General features: G+C 49.0%; 13 protein-coding genes. 4 read left to right on the top strand and 9 right to left on the bottom strand.

The annotated features are described in order from the left end of the window. From KDK17_RS05010 to clpB, 3 genes are all read right to left on the bottom strand, one after another. Positions 1–263: hypothetical protein (locus tag KDK17_RS05010; protein WP_257276316.1), on the bottom strand; the 263-nt coding region annotated here is incomplete at its 3' end. 288 nt (positions 264–551) lie between these two features. Continuing rightward, positions 552–1355, bottom strand: a complete 804-nt coding sequence (locus KDK17_RS05005) for a Cof-type HAD-IIB family hydrolase (RefSeq protein WP_257276317.1) — start codon at positions 1353–1355, stop codon at positions 552–554. A gap of 273 nt (positions 1356–1628) precedes the next feature. Next, a complete protein-coding gene (gene clpB / locus KDK17_RS05000; protein WP_257279926.1) occupies positions 1629–4199 on the bottom strand; it encodes an ATP-dependent chaperone ClpB in 2571 nt (856 codons plus the stop codon). A 172-nt stretch (positions 4200–4371) separates the two neighbouring features. Between clpB and KDK17_RS04995 the strand changes: the two genes are divergently transcribed. After that, a complete protein-coding gene (locus KDK17_RS04995; RefSeq protein ID WP_257254665.1) occupies positions 4372–5118 on the top strand; it encodes a hypothetical protein in 747 nt (248 codons plus the stop codon). A 40-nt stretch (positions 5119–5158) separates the two neighbouring features. On the opposite strand, the gene KDK17_RS04990 is transcribed toward KDK17_RS04995, so the two are convergent. Next, the gene (locus tag KDK17_RS04990; RefSeq protein ID WP_257287490.1) at positions 5159–6925 is read right to left on the bottom strand and encodes an MOSC domain-containing protein; all 1767 of its coding nucleotides are present in this window, start codon (positions 6923–6925) and stop codon (positions 5159–5161) included. A gap of 238 nt (positions 6926–7163) precedes the next feature. Here KDK17_RS04990 and KDK17_RS04985 point away from each other — a divergent pair, with 238 nt between their 5' ends. Continuing rightward, positions 7164–8804, top strand: a complete 1641-nt coding sequence (locus tag KDK17_RS04985) for an alkaline phosphatase (protein WP_257279928.1) — start codon at positions 7164–7166, stop codon at positions 8802–8804. Between the two features lie 42 nt (positions 8805–8846). Here KDK17_RS04985 and pgeF read toward each other — a convergent pair whose 3' ends face one another. Together pgeF and rluD are read right to left on the bottom strand one after the other, a co-directional pair. Continuing rightward, positions 8847–9587 (bottom strand): peptidoglycan editing factor PgeF, encoded by a 741-nt coding sequence (gene pgeF / locus KDK17_RS04980; RefSeq protein ID WP_257255408.1) that lies wholly within the window; start codon positions 9585–9587, stop codon positions 8847–8849. A gap of 66 nt (positions 9588–9653) precedes the next feature. Continuing rightward, on the bottom strand, positions 9654–10610 hold the full coding sequence (rluD, locus tag KDK17_RS04975; RefSeq protein ID WP_257255409.1) for a 23S rRNA pseudouridine(1911/1915/1917) synthase RluD: 957 nt from the start codon (positions 10608–10610) through the stop codon (positions 9654–9656). A 352-nt stretch (positions 10611–10962) separates the two neighbouring features. Between rluD and KDK17_RS04970 the strand changes: the two genes are divergently transcribed. Both KDK17_RS04970 and yacG read left to right on the top strand, forming a co-directional pair. Then, positions 10963–11883 carry an outer membrane protein assembly factor BamD gene (locus KDK17_RS04970; protein WP_257287489.1) on the top strand — a complete coding sequence of 307 codons (921 nt, stop codon included), beginning with the start codon at positions 10963–10965 and terminating at the stop codon, positions 11881–11883. Between the two features lie 50 nt (positions 11884–11933). Then, the gene (gene yacG, locus KDK17_RS04965) at positions 11934–12131 is read left to right on the top strand and encodes a DNA gyrase inhibitor YacG (RefSeq protein ID WP_257255412.1); all 198 of its coding nucleotides are present in this window, start codon (positions 11934–11936) and stop codon (positions 12129–12131) included. Here the strand turns inward: yacG and KDK17_RS04960 are convergent. From KDK17_RS04960 to argJ, 3 genes are read right to left on the bottom strand one after another with little or no spacing between them, the layout of a single operon-like run. Next, positions 12120–13367, bottom strand: coding sequence for a hypothetical protein (locus KDK17_RS04960; protein WP_257287488.1), 1248 nt, complete (start codon positions 13365–13367; stop codon positions 12120–12122). The two genes, yacG and KDK17_RS04960, sit on opposite strands and share 12 nt — an antisense overlap. Before the next feature lie 50 nt (positions 13368–13417). After that, positions 13418–14398 (bottom strand): Nudix family hydrolase, encoded by a 981-nt coding sequence (locus tag KDK17_RS04955; RefSeq protein ID WP_257279931.1) that lies wholly within the window; start codon positions 14396–14398, stop codon positions 13418–13420. A gap of 37 nt (positions 14399–14435) precedes the next feature. Next, positions 14436–15653: a bifunctional glutamate N-acetyltransferase/amino-acid acetyltransferase ArgJ gene (gene argJ, locus KDK17_RS04950; protein WP_257279932.1), complete on the bottom strand. Its 1218-nt coding sequence runs from the start codon at positions 15651–15653 to the stop codon at positions 14436–14438. Positions 15654–15867 lie beyond the last annotated feature (214 nt).

Raw genomic sequence — 15867 nt, 5'->3', positions numbered from 1 at the left:
GGATAGCCAGTAAACGTCGTACCTTTATCCGGCTGCAGACCACCTCCTTCAGAGACAGGCGAACTGATTTTCGAACCTTTTTCACCCTTTTGTAACAATAACAGCGGAGCAACGTTAGATTTTGGTAAACGAATGGGATCAGGTAAAAAAGAAGAAAGAATCGCATCGACACCATCGCCGGAAACGAATGATGAAATGTGAGGAACTAAAGCCTGACTACTACCCGACAAAAGCAGGATAGGCACAATAAAAACAAAAGTCATAAAACACCTGAGCTTCAAATAGAGATAACGAAGTCATTCTAGACAAGAAGCTCAGATTTTCCTGACTCCAGGATCTTAATACCGCACGAGACGTTGACTCGCGTTAGAAATGGGCAGAATTTCAGCACTGACTGCGGCACCACAAGTCGAATCTGAGATTTCCAACCTCAGAGTTAGCCAAAATACGACTTTGGATACCTGATTCCCCGTGCTTTTTGACTGAATTCAAAGAAACTTGTAAAGAGAGTCATTAATGCTCACCGGGGCACTGCTGAGCTTATATGAAACTCAGTTCAGGTAATGCTCCTCAAGGTATTGAGCAACAGCATCATGATTGCATTGACCGATCACCTGATGATCGGGAAGTTTTGCTTTCAAACGCTCTGTAGCATTTCCCATAACCAATCCTTTGCCAACAACCTGCAACATCTCAACATCGTTCATGCCGTCACCAAAGGCTACTGCGTCTTTGGGCTTTAGTCCTTTGAGTTTCATGACTTCTACCAGAGCCGCACCTTTACTCACGGCTGGCGCCATGACCTCAAGACAGGTATCCAGGGAGAAAGCCATATTCACGGAGTCGCCGAAAGCTTTATGAATATCCTGCTCCAGACCAAGTAACTCATTATGCTCTTTGGCTACAAAGAACACTTTGATAATCTTGTCGACAGGAATCGTATCCAAATCCTGCAGGGTGTAACTGAAACCTGTGTCCTTGTGAAACTTCAACAGGTTTTCATGGTGCTGCTCGACATACCATTTATCTTCACTGTACACACTTTGAAACACGGTTTCGCTGTATCGGCGGCCAATCGCAATTAAAGGCTGGATAAACGCAGGATTGAGATCATGGCTGACGATCATCTCCCCCTGAGGATTGTGTGCACGTGCACCATTAGAAGTAATAGTGAACATGTCGATGTCCAGCTGTGCCCTCATCTCTTCAACATCCAGGTGATGCCTGCCAGTAGCAAAGACAAAACGGATACCCTGACTACTTAAACGACGAATAACTTCTTTTGTGCGGGGCGCTAGCTCATGCTGGTCATTGAGAAGAGTACCATCAAGATCAGAGACAACAACGGGATACATGCATACCTCATCGGAGAGTGCGTTTTATCTGTATCCTGACACTAGCAGCCATGATAACACTGCTTTCTTGGCCTGCTGAATGACACAGTGATAACCAGATAAAACAGGTGTATTGGTCTCTAAATTATGCACATTGGTCTCACTTTCTGACAATAGCCGAATATACCAAAGATCATGAGTTAAGTATTCTCAGACTGCTATAACCAGCAGGGTTAGCCCTTAAGGAACATCAAAAGAAAGAAGCCGCTGGATAGCGGCTCCGGTAAGAGAGGATTATTCGAATGTTATCTCACCATCTGTGAGTGTTGCCATGATGACATCACCGGGAGAGTATTGACCGGACAGTATGGATTCTGCCAACGGATTCTCAATACTGCGCTGTATGGCCCGCTTCAATGGCCGGGCACCGTAGACAGGATCGAAACCCACTTCAGCCAGTTTCTTCATTACTTGATCAGAGACTTCCAGAGACAGACTGTTTTCAGCAAGACGTTTGTTCAGTCGGCTCAACTGAATAGCCGCAATACCTTCTATCTGCTTTTCAGTTAACGGATGGAAGACCACCAGCTCATCAACACGGTTGATAAATTCAGGTCTGAAGTGAGCTCCCACTACATCCATAAGCGTTGATTTTAGTGCTTCAAAATCTTCACCCTGCATGGTCTGAATGACATCAGAGCCGAGGTTGGAAGTCATAACAATAACAGTATTTTTAAAGTCTACCGTTCTTCCCTGACCGTCGGTTAAACGACCATCTTCCAATACTTGCAAGAGAATATTGAAAACATCAGGGTGAGCCTTTTCTACTTCATCCATCAACACCAACGAATAGGGTTTACGACGCACAGCCTCTGTCAGATACCCTCCCTCTTCATAACCCACATAGCCAGGAGGTGCTCCCAGCAGACGGGCAACAGAGTGTTTTTCCATAAATTCGGACATGTCGATGCGAACAATAGCGTCTTCTGTATCAAACAGAAATTCCGCCAACGCCTTGCACAACTCTGTCTTACCGACACCGGTTGGCCCAAGAAACATGAAGGAGCCATTAGGTCTATTGGGATCGGCCAGACCCGCTCTGGAACGGCGAACAGCGTTAGAAACAGCGACTACTGCTTCGTCTTGACCAATGACACGACCATGAAGTGCGTCTTCCATCTTCAAGAGTTTTTCACGCTCACCTTCGAGCATTTTGGCAACAGGAATCCCGGTCCAGCGGGATACGACTTCAGCAATCTCTTCATCCGTGACCCGATTGCGGAGCAGCTTGGTTTCTCCACCTGACTCAGCAGCGTCTGCTTCTGCCAGCTTCTTTTCCAGCTCAGGCAGCTGGCCATACTGAATTTCTGACATTTTGGCGAGGTCACCGGAACGCTGCGCCACCTCCAGAGCGATCAGCAGTTGCTCACGCTCTTCCCGTAACTTCTGAGATCCCTGCAGAACGACTTTTTCGGCCTTCCAGATGTCTTCAAGGTCTGAGTAATCTCTTTCAAGACGGCTCACTTCTTTGTCGAGCAGAGCAAGCCTCTCTCTGGATGCCTTATCGTCTTCTTTTTTGAGCGCTTCCTGTTCGATTTTCAACTGAATCAAGCGACGTTCCAAACGATCCATTTCTTCTGGCTTGGAATCCATCTCCATGCGGATACGACTGGCTGACTCATCAATCAGATCAATGGCCTTATCAGGCAGTTGTCTGTCAGTAATATAGCGCTGGGACAGTTTTACCGCAGCGACAATGGCCGGGTCGGTAATGTCAACACCATGATGAGCTTCATAACGCTCTTTCAGACCACGTAGAATAGCAATAGTGTCTTCTTCTGTAGGCTCATCCACCAGTACTTTCTGGAAACGACGCTCCAGCGCTGCATCTTTTTCAATATATTGCCGGTATTCATCCAGTGTCGTCGCACCAACACAATGTAGCTCTCCCCGGGCCAGAGCAGGCTTGAGCATATTACCAGCGTCCATAGCACCTTCTGCTTTACCGGCTCCTACCATGGTATGGAGTTCATCAATGAACAGGATGATCTGTCCCTCCTGTTTGGACAGCTCATTAAGTACCGACTTTAAACGCTCCTCAAATTCGCCCCTGAATTTGGCCCCGGCAATCAACGAGCCCATATCAAGCGACAAAAGCCTTTTACCCTTGATACCGTCAGGCACTTCGCCATTAATAATTCTTTGAGCCAGTCCTTCAACAATGGCGGTTTTGCCGATACCGGGCTCACCAATAATCACCGGATTATTTTTGGTACGCCGTTGCAACACCTGAACAATGCGTCTTATTTCGTCGTCCCGTCCAATGACAGGGTCCAGTTTGCCTGCTTCAGCCCGCTCAGTAAGATCAATGGTGTAAGTCGCCAGAGCATTGCGATTATCTTCCGCATTGGGATCATTGACCGCTTCGCCTCCCCTGAGATTGTTGATGGCATTTTCCAGAGCCTGCTGGCTTACCCCTTGCCCTTTCAGCACACTGGAAACGGACGAGTGCCCCTCCATCATCACCAGAAGAACGGTTTCACTGGAAATAAACTGATCCCCGCTTTTCTGGGCCTGCTTATCGGCCAGGTTAAGCAAACGGATGGTTTCCTGGGACGGTTGAATATCGCCGGTTGGATTATTGATGACTGGTACCTGATCCATTAGCTTCTCGAGCTCATCAACCAGCTGCTGCAAATTAAAACCCACCTGACTCAAAAGAGGCTTGATGGAACCACCCGGCTGATTCAGCAGCGCCAATAACAGGTGGACAGGTTCTATCTGATTGTGATCTTTACCCAGAGCCAGTGACTGAGCATCTGACAATGCGGATTGCAGCTTACTGGTGAGTCTGTCTGCTCGCATAGCTAGTTCTCCCGCGCTTTATTAATTGCCGACAGGGCGGCTTCTGTCATGTATATTGCGGCAGAATCGATCTTTTCAAGACTTGGCTTTCCCAGCCCTCCCGAAGTGGCTAATATCTTGGTGCCTGCTAGATTGAAGGGTTTTGATTTGATCCGAGATAACCTTCAATACTATGAAAAAATTATGGAACCCGCCCGCTCAACAGCATCGACCAACCCCATCTGATCCGTTATCTGCAACACTTTTTTTGATATTTGCCTTTATCATCACCCTTTCTCTTGAGGCAATGGCAGCGTCTGCCAACCCGGAAGACAGTCTCGTTGTCATTTTCAACGATCTGTCTTCGACAGGCTTTTGTCTTGGCGTTGTGACAGGAGAGAAAGAAATCACGACTACAGCCCTCTGCGCAAAAAACGGTGGGTTTGGCAACTACTCTATCTTCATCAGCCCGGAAGACCTCAGTTACTGGGAATATTTCACTCAACCTTACTGGCAATCAGAAAGAAACAAACAGGAACCCATTAGAGAGAACCAGATAGTAACCATCACTTTGGAACAGCGCCCGGAAAATACAAACATTGCCAAAGTTTCCAGGCGAGCAACCCCAATCAAGGCAACGCCTCTCTGGAAGTGTCTTGCTATGAACGGAGATTGGAACGATGCTCAGTGGAAATGGCAAATGTACCGGGTAAGACCTCTGAATCTTAGCACAGCAGCCTATACAGCCCCTCCCAAACAACTGCCCGAAAGTCTGAAGGTCTGGTACTTCGATAACACTGTTGCAATATTTGACCGGGATGGTGCCCTGATAGGCTTCTCCTATTGTCCGGAAGCTGCCTTCACCGCCCCTTCAGATGAATTCAGGATATACTCCGTTGACTATCAATCGGGAGAATATATAAACCATCAAGAATTCTAAAGCTGAATACAAACCACCAAAATGTCCCGACCGGATACCATCAGCCTTTACCTGGTTCAACACTTTTGCTTGTGTCACCTGCCAGGATAATTGTGACTTTCTCAGTCTTGGGTCGTGCACAGCAAAGCAGGAACTCACCTTCAGGGGGTGCAATGGAGATCTCACGATCGTAGAAAGTATCCCCTGCTACCAGCCGGGAGGCGCATGAATGACATACACCCATACGGCAAGCGTTAGGGGGTGTCAGGCCGTATTCTTCAGCCAGTTCCAGCAGTGAAAGATTGGGACCTGCATCCCATTTCGCAACAACCCCATCGGGTAAGAAAGTGACCTCAGCGGTTTCCACTACGGGCGGAGGCGGTGCTCCCGGTTCCGTTCCAAAGCTTTCGGTGTAGATCTGATGGGCGTTGGCTTTAAGTGCCAGCAGCGCTTCACGAACATGAGTTTGAAAAGTCTGTGGTCCACAGAGAAAGAACAGCAACTCATAGGGTGGCATATCTATCCGTTTATCACCGTCCATAATGTAAAGCCCGTCCAGCTTCTCAGCAATTATATCCTTCGTAAGATGGCCCTGATAATCGAAACGACCGGACGAAATGTCATTTTTGGTCGGTCGGGAAAAAATATGAATAACTTCGACATTGGGGAGTGCTCCTAGCTGATCCAATTCATCCCGGTGCGCCTGATGAATGCCATCCTGAACCGCGTGAAAGAAATATACAGGTGGGTAGTTTTTTACCGACGTGTGTGCTTTTAGCATGGCTAAAAGAGGGGTCAACCCAATCCCGCCAGCAAACAAAACCACGGGTTTTGGATTGCCGCGTGCAAGGGTAAACTGACCCATGGGGGAAGATACGCGAAGGTTGTCTCCCACCGCCAGTGTCCCATGCATATATGCACTACCGGGCCCGCCGGGAGAGCGCTTAATGGTCATACGGTAGTGGTCAGGGTCATCCTGAAAGTCGCTAAGACTCCAGACTCGGGTGATTTCTTCTTCAGCCAGCGGTACTTTCACCGTCAGGAACTGGCCAGCCAGTGCTCCTGCCAAGGGTGCCTCTCCATCTGGTGCTTCAAGCCAGACTGATTTTGTGTCTGGCGTCTCCTGACGGATGTCTTTAACCCTCAGTGCGCGAGAGCCTGACCAGCGACCTTTTGATAACTGCGCCCGATCTCGCTCCGCTGCGATTTTTGATGTTAAGAAGAAAGAAGACATCGGACTCAGGCCTTCAAGCTCTGACATCGCCTGCATCTGATCCAAGCTGGCTGTGCCCGCAAAAAGTGCTTTAGAGATGTTCAGCGCCAGAGTACGTGGCTCTGATTTGGCTTCGACCTGTACTTGATCCCCGGCGACGATGGTACCTGTTTTAACTACATTCAGGTAAATGCCACTATGACCTGAGATTGCAAACTCCGGAATAAAGCTATCCGGCTGCCCCAACCGCCAGCACACTTTGAAGCATGGAATACGAGGCCCGGAAACGGATAGCACTACTTCATCGCCTATGCGCAAAACATCTCCCACTGCCAGAGCGACCTCATCCAGCCCGTCTATAACGAGATTTTCTGCAAACCGACCCATTGGCCAATCTTCATCGTTGCCGCCAAGACGTTCTTTCCAGTACGCATAAGTAGTCGTTGAAACAGCATAGATATGGTCGTTATGGACAGCTACCTCATTACCCTCAATACCACTTGCATGAACCCTTACCGGGCCATGCACCTCAAATTTCAGGTAAGCCGTTGTAACACCGTGACCGCGTATGTTATGGCGCTTTGTTTTTCCAATGCAGATCGCTGTGAGTTTCATTTTTTTATACCAGTCCTGCTTAGTCATCCCTTTAAGCCGAAGCCTGAACAGTTAACATGAATCATTCACAACTGAAGTTCGACAAAAGATCAATCGCTTTGATTTACAACCCATTTATTTTCCTGAAACTTTGATTTTTGCTCTTTCTTAAGTTTTGTCAACAAACCTTCTTCATACTGACACATTGCTTCTCTATTCTGCCCTGACAATTTTAAAAAACACCTGTCATGGATTGAATATGGCTATAACAAGAAGACGTTTCTTTCAGGGAGCTGCCCTGGGGATTGCTACACTGCCGCTGCTCAAAACCTTTGCGAGCAGCCACCAACCCTTTCAGCACGGTGTAGCCAGTGGCGACCCCCTGACCGATCGGGTAATCCTCTGGACCCGGATCACTCCCGATGCCGACCCTGGTTTTCAACAGGCCATTATTCCCTATTCCTGGGAAATGGCCCTTGACCCGCAGATGAACCAGATAGTCCGGTCCGGCGAGGGCGTTACCGGCCCTCATGTTGACTACACCGTTAAAGTTGATGCCGAGAGCCTGGTATCAGGCACTGTCTATTACTACCGATTCTTTTCTAATGGAAAACCTTCACCGGTGGCCAGAACAAGGACTTTACCGGAAGGACACCTGAACAGATTGAGACTGGCGTTCTGCTCCTGCTCTAATTATCCGGCGGGCTACTTTAACGTCTACCGGGAGATTGCCCGAAGATCCGAGTTGGATGCCGTACTCCATCTTGGAGACTACATCTATGAATACGGTCCCGGTGGCTTTGGAACAAACAATAACCTTGGTCGTAGCCCGCTGCCTGCAAAAGAAATAACAGTACTTCAGGACTACCGACAGCGTTACGCCCAATACCGAACCGATCCGGATTTGCAAGAAGTTCACCGTCAGCACCCTTTCATCTGCGTCTGGGACGACCATGAATCGGCTAATGATTCATGGAAAGGCGGAGCCCAAAACCATAACTTTGGTGAGGGCATCTGGGAATCACGCCGCAACGATGCCATTCAGGCTTATTTTGAATGGATGCCCATCAGGGAGAGTGGCATTGTTGACCAGTTTGGACAAAAAACCATTTATCGGAGATTCCGATTTGGTGACCTGATTGATCTCTTTATGCTGGACACCCGACTGACGGGGAGAGACCGGCAGGCTCTGCCATTGTCTGCCAAAGCCGCTAAAGATCCGTCAAGAAGCCTGTTGGGTACGGATCAGGAGCAATGGCTGCATAATGGCTTAAGCCAATCCATGAACGAAGGGATTCGCTGGCGGGCACTTGGACAGCAGGTCTTGATGTCACAACTCACCATCAATTCGAATCTTCCTATCCTCATGGATCAATGGGATGGTTATCAGGCATCCCGACAGCGACTGTTTGATCACATTCAAAATCAGGGTATCAATAATTTGATGGTTCTGACCGGCGACACTCACAGCTCATGGGCTTTTGATCTGGCGCCTGAACCGCGCTTTCCTCACTACGGACGGATTTCAGGTTTTGGCGCACTGGGTGGAGAGTTTGGGACCCCCGCAGTCACATCCGGGTTTTCTGAAAAGACAGGTCTTGCCAAAGTGGCCTCACTGGCCCTGGACGGTGCTCTGCCGAACTTGAAGTGGACAAACCAGAGTGAAAAAGGCTATGTGTTGCTGGATATCAGTCACAGTCGGACGAAAGCTCACTGGTACCACGTAGACACGGTAGCCAGCAGAAACTACAACCACTATCTGAAGAGAGTGTATAAACAGAATGATGGTGCCAATCACATTCACAGAGCCTGGTCGGAAAGTAGCCCGGGCGAGTCACCCGCTCCAGCGCCTGATCTTGCCAATTTATTTGAAGGACTGAGGCAGCGCTATTATAGCTAGTAGTGAGCCACAGGAAGTGCCCTCATTGAGAGCACTTCCGATCTATTCAATCCAGACCAATGTGGCTAAACGTCCGGACTGGACGCCATCCCTCCGGTAAGAGAACCAGCGGTCATCCTCCTTGTAGGTACAGAAATTGCCGCCACTGATTTGTGTCACGCCCAGCTTATCCAACCGAAACCTTGCCAGTTGATAGAGATCGCCATACCAACGGTCACCTTGGCCTGGAATAAAAGCCGTCTCCATTTGCAGATCAGAATTCAGAAAAGCGTCACGAACTTCAGGCCCCACTTCAAAATGAGACTGGCTGATGGCTGGACCCAACCAGACCATTAACTGGTCGGGTTCATCGCCCATAGCTTCAGCCGTGGCTTCCAGGACGCCTGCCTGAAGCCCTTTCCAACCGGCATGAGAAACAGCAACATGGGTGCCGGATCTATTGCAAAAAATAACCGGGAGACAATCCGCCGTTAAGACAGCACAGGGTAACCCCTGCTTATCTGTCCAAACCGCATCACCTTCTCTCTCAATGTTATCCGGCCTGGCCATGACCACTTTAGTACCGTGAACCTGTTTAAGCCACTGAGGCCTATACCGCCATTGACGGTTCTCACCCAGCAACGCCCTGTTTTTTTCTACCACATCAGGATCATCACCGGATCGCAGCCCCAGATTGAAACTACTGAAAGCGCCCCGACTGTAACCCCCGGTTCTCAGTGTTACAGCAGCCCTCACACTTTCGGGCGCAGGCCAGTCCGGAAGCAGGTAACGATCTTCAGACATATTCGGTTCTCTCTATTACGATGCCTTGGGAACCTGAGTTCCCCGAAAAAAAACAGGGTATCCTGCTCAGGACTCTTTAGCGTCTTCTTTTAGTACATCCAGTAGCGCAGAAAAGTCATCCGGCAAAGGTGCCTCCCACTCCATATAATCATCTGTCACCGGATGCATAAGGCCCAGTCTCCCGGCATGAAGAGCCTGATGCCTGAAGCCTCTGAGAATCTCTTCCAGAACGGGAGAGCATCCCTTTGGAATTCTCAGGCGGCCAGCATACAAATCATCCCCCACCAACGGGAAACGAATATGGCTCATATGTACTCTGATCTGGTGAGTTCTCCCCGTTTCCAGTTTACAGCGGACATGGGTATAAGCATTAAATTTCTCCAGAACCCGGTAATGAGTCACAGAGGGTTTGCCGCTGGGTACCACCGCCATCCGGAGACGATGCGTCGGGTGACGGGCAATCGGTTCATTAACCGTTCCGCCAGCCGTCATGACGCCCTGAACCACCGCCTCGTATTCACGACTGACACTTCGGTCCTGAAGCTGAGCCACCAGATCGGTGTGAGCTGCCAGGTTTTTGGCCACCACCATCAGCCCCGAGGTATCCTTATCCAGTCGGTGCACGATGCCCGCCCTGGGCACCGAGGCCATCTCGGGGTAATGATATAACAGGCCATTCAACAAAGTACCTGAGTAATTCCCTGCCGCCGGATGAACCACCGTTCCCACCGGTTTATTGATGACCAGAATGGCATCGTCTTCATAAATAATATTCAGTGGGATGTTTTCAGGTTCCCAGCGTTCTTCATTATCGACTTCAACACTGAGTGTTAGCTGCTCGCCACCGATCAGCTTGTCTTTAGGCTTTTTCTTCTGGCCATCCACCCGCAAATCACCGTTTTTGATCCACTCCTGAAGACGTGCTCTGGAAAAGTCCGGAAAGCAGCTGACCGCAATCTGGTCCAGTCTTTTGCTTCCCAGTTCATCAGGCACAACGACCTGCTGATTGATCTGCTCACTCATCAAATACTTCTCAGGTTAGAGGGGCCTGGGCGAGCGCTATTCCCGGTCAGACCCCTGTGTCAATCAACAAAAAAATCTCAGCCACCGAAGGACAAATGCTGCAATAAAACAGGTCAATAAAAATGTTCAGCCTCCTGAAAGCAGTAGATTGATATTAATAGACCCGGTTTCTTTTCGTTTTACGGCGGACTGTGTTTAAATTGGTTGGATAAAGGCGGGAAGTTTATCACATCACTGGGTCTGGCTGGACTATGCTCAAAACTTTATCATCAACCTGCTTCCCTGCTGTTAAGTTCGTGGGGAGCACCAGCTCTCCTCACAATCATGCCGGAGTAAGGAAACTGTAAACACCATGACAATACTCAAAACCACATACTCGCGCCTGACAGGTCTGTTGCTTGCTGCGGTGGTTCTGGCAGGATGCTCCTCAACCCCTGAGAAAAAAACGATCCCGGAATCCCTGACTGAGGCCGAGCTCTACCAGACGGCCAACCAGTCGCTGAATAACCAGAGTTATACGAAGGCTATAGACTATCTGCGTGCACTGGAGTCACGCTATCCCTTCGGTTCTTTTGCGGAGCAGGCTCAGCTGGATTTGGTCTATGCCTATTTCATGAATGTAGAGCCTGAAGCCGCCAGAGCTGCAGCGGACCGTTTTCTTCGCCTGCACCCACAGCACCCCAATGCAGACTATGCCTATTACATCAAAGGCCTGGCCTCTAATACGGCTGCTATGGGCCTCATCGAACGTTACCTGCCACTGGACAACACAAAGCGCGACCCTGGTCAGGCTCGTCAATCCTTCAACGAGTTTCGTGAATTACTGACACGCTATCCGGACAGCAAATACGCACCGGATGCCCGTCAGCGGATGGTAGCCCTGAGAAATCGTCTGGCTGATTATGAAATTCATGCAGCCAATTACTACATGAAACGTAAAGCCTACGTAGCGGCAGTGAATCGTGGCAAGTACGTTGTTGAAAATATGCAGAGAACCCCGGCAGTAGAGCCTGCACTGGGTATCATAGTGGAAGGTTATCAACGACTGGGGCTGACAGAGCCTGCGAATGAAGCCCTTGATGTTTTGAAACTGAACTTCCCGAATTCGAAACTGCTCAATGACCAGGGGGAATTCATCGGCTATCAGTCCTTCGGTGATGTCGACCCCTCACTGCTCTATACCGTGTCATTCGGCCTGCTGGGTGATTCAGGTGTTGAGAAGCAGAAAACGCAGACTCCTGTCGCTCCCAAGCCTCCCGAAGACGAACAGTAATATCCCGGCTTCCAGCTGGAAGCCGCACGACCTTGCGGTTTACTAATTCAATGCCAACGACTGTGAAATGCCCAAAATGCGGCAAAGAAGTGGAATGGAAGAAAGAAAACACGTTTCGACCCTTCTGCTCCCGACGATGCAAGTTGATTGATCTGGGAGCCTGGGCAAATGAAGAGCGCTCGATTCCCGGAGACCCTGCTTTTGATGATCTGTTGTCCGGCGAGATCGATGACCATCTAAAGCACTGAGAAACCTTTGCCTACACCCAGCTCCTCGGGCCAGGAGCCCTGATTCAAGAGGGCTTTTGCCTGAGAGCGCTTAAACTCCAGAACTTCATACATGGCCTCACGAAGCTCTGGTTGATGCATATGCTCAGCCAGCTCGCTCAAATGCTGATCTGACAGCTCGGCAATTCTCTGCAATGCTGACTCTATCGATCTTTTGACCTGATCATCTGGCATCTGCTCAACCATAGTCAACAGAGTATTCTTTCCTCGATACTGAACTCTGTGCAATCTTGATGGCTGCAAAAGCTTCTGGGTAAATTCATCCATAGTGCAGTTCTTCGGGAGGGAAAATTGATTATAAAAAGACATACCAAAATCAATGCTGACTAACTTGCCAGTGATGAGCTCATCCCCCTTTTCAACGTTCATCAGCTCATCACCTTCGGCGTGCTTGAATAAGTAATTATCAAGTTTCAGATAATCCTGATCGCCCAGAAGAAAACGCCTCATGACAAGATTGGTGACCGGATTATGGTCATCAGCAAACTGGCAAATGGAAGGGAATAATGTTTGATGAAAGTAAGTATCGCCAGGATAGAAACCTTTAAGGTCTTTGGATGCCACACAATGATCCTGACGCTTTTCATCCAGACTGTAGCGATGCATGTATTCCTGCCCATAATGCATAACTTTCTTGTAGGCCTCGGCAGCAAGGCACTCTCTTTGAGCCAGCACTTTTCGATTATCGTAGAAACGAGCTTTGTAGGGTTTTCCGGTGATCAGGTAGATTACTTTTTGCAACAGCCGTTTGAATTTTTCAGTACCCGATTCATACCCAAGTGTTTTGATATGCCAGAGTCCTTGATTTTTCTTAGTTTTCGGAGAATCTGATTCCTTATCTATTCCCCTTGCTTCGGTTTTGACACGCATTAACCGGTGATCAACAACCCCCCGGCGAATTGGCCCGGGAAACTCTTCCCAATACTCGCTGAAGGGTCTGTCATTAATAGATGGAAGAATATTTCGACCAACCTGCCCAGTCTCTTTGTAATAGGCAACCTCTCGATCCTGAATAGGGCGCTGACCCTGTGCTGAAGATTCTTGATGCAGCCCTTCAGTGCCAGATGGATCTTCCCGTGAACCTATCGTTCTTCCCAGCGTGTCCTGGCCAGAAGGTGACGGGGATTGGTAGGTTGAATCAGCGGGTAGCCCTGATGTTGATCTGTTGCCACCGGGCCCGATACTAGGATGAGACATTTGCTTCCCTGCAAAAAGTTATTCATTTTAATTAAGACTAGTATAGGGTCTCAATGAATTTGGGACCAGAAAGCACCAATAGCCGCGATTCCCTGAACACCCCGGTCTATTAACTTCTCTTGATCAGCAAGCTCCATTCCTCCCAACCAGAAAACGGGTAGTGGACAGCGATCAGTCAGCTCATCAGCTTTCTTCTCACCTAATGTCTCACAGCCTGGATGCGTGTTTGTGAGCCTGACCGGAGAGAGTGTTACAAAATCGACACCCAATGATGCGGCCCGGTCAATTTGCTCCTGATTATGACAGGAAGCTGCCAGCCACTGACCAGATCGGCAGCGATTACGCCAATCAACACCCTCTTGCAGCAGCTGTTTCGAGGTAAGATGAATACCATCACACCAGGCATTGGCCAGTAGCTCAGCCCCGCCTTTAAGCAGTAGCTTGGCTCCGGTTTGCCGACAGAGATGATGCAGCTCTCTGGCTAAATGCTGATAGGTTGCTTTATCCAGCCACGGAGCCCGAAACTGGATCAGCTCCATTCCCTGCTCAATCTGATAACTCACTTTTTCCAGAAGTTCAGCAGCCGCATCAAAGTTTCCGGTGATCATATAACGGTTCGGTAATAGCGCCGCAGTGACAATAGAATCATTAGCCGGGGGAAAGTCCAGCCCGGGTAACTCTTTCAGATCAACCCAACGAATCTCCTGCCCCTCATTGCCGCAAGGCAGCCCTTTGATATCATCCGCCCACCAGGTATCGAGATAGACGGACTTGTCCGGATAATCATGCCGAATCGAAATCAATTTCTGGAACACAGCTGCTTCGATATCCAGTTCTTCCTTAAGCTCACGATTCAAGGCAGCCGTAACGAACTCTCCCTCTTCCACCTTGCCACCCGGAAACTCCCAGTAGCCCCCCATGTGTTTATCATTTGGTCGCCGCGCTACGAGAACTCTTCCATCTTCCCCGCGGATAACAGCCACCGCAACATGCACCAGCTTCCTGGCATTCGTCTGATTTTCTGAAGACATAACCTATTACCTTGTCATTAAACAACTGGTTAGGTACTTAGGTTCGATATTCAGCATTGATTCGAACATACTCATGGGAAAGGTCCGTCGTCCAGAGCGTTTCTGTGATATTACCGGCTCCCAGCTGAACACGGATCAGAATCTCTTCCTGATTCATTACACGCTCACCTTCAGCTTCGGTATAGGATCGGGCAGCACCCCCACCTTCCACAATGCAAACGTCGTTTAGCCAGATTGAAACTTTATCAATCTTCAGTTCATTGATTTCAGCTCTTCCCACAGCAGCAAGAATTCTGCCCCAATTCGGGTCACAGGCAAATAAAGCAGTCTTAACCAAAGGAGAGTGCGCAATGCTGTAAGCGACCTCAAGAGCATCAGCGACACTGCTCGCCTGTTCAACCTGAATGGTTAGAAACTTGGTAGCACCTTCACCATCTCTGACAATAGCCTGTGCCAGAGTAATAGCCACCTCTTCAACCGCCTGCCTCAGAGCCTGATATAAATGTCCTTGAGGCTGCGTTAACGACTCATTGCCGGCCTTGCCCGTGGCTACCAACATGCAACAATCATTGGTGGAAGTATCACCGTCTACCGATATTCTATTGAACGACAGATTTACAGCATCAGACAGGAGCTTTTGCAAAACAGTCTGTTCTACAGAGACATCTGTGGCCATAAAAGCCAGCATGGTAGCCATATTCGGCTTGATCATACCCGACCCTTTACTGATTCCCGTTACCGTGTACATTTTGCCATCGACTTCAAACTGCTGACTGGCACCTTTAGGGCGAGTATCAGTCGTCAGGATGCCTTCTCCTGCCGACTGCCAGCCATTTTCACTCAAATCCGTGAAAGCAGCGGGCAGGCCAGAAACAATTTTGTCAACGGGCAGAAGCTCGCCAATCACACCGGTTGAAAAAGGCAACACCTGATTTTCTTGCACTCTGGCGTGTTCAGCCAATACACGACAGACCTCAAAGGCATCCGTCATTCCCTGCTCACCGGTACCCGCATTGGCATTACCGGTATTAATAACAAAATATTCAGGCGAACAATGAATGCGACGTTTGGCCAGTTGGACTGGTGCAGCACAAAAACGGTTCAGTGTGAAAACACCGGCAACAGAAGCACCCTTATCCCAGTTCATAATCACAAGATCCTTACGATCCTGCTTCTTGATACCCGCCTCTGCCGTTCCAAGACGAAAGCCTTTCACTGGATGCATTTTCGGCCAGCTTCCTGATCCTACTGCCATGGTTTGTCCATCTCCTCTTTTTCATTCCAATTCAATGCATCCGTTATTTCTGCAAGCCGACACCGTCTGCCAGACTGAACAACCTCGATAACGAATTCAAAGAATCAGGCCAGAGAGCACATACTCAAATGGCCCGATGCGAAGTACAGTTATAGCTAACTCTTGATTAAATCCGCAACGAGCGCAACACTCGCTGTTATGGATAAGGTTCAAG

The sequence above is a fragment of the Endozoicomonas sp. SESOKO2 genome, from assembly GCF_024606245.1.
Classification (GTDB): Bacteria; Pseudomonadota; Gammaproteobacteria; order Pseudomonadales; family Endozoicomonadaceae; genus Endozoicomonas_A.
Note: the sequence above shows the minus strand (reverse complement) of the source record. Positions and strands in the feature narration are given on the sequence as shown.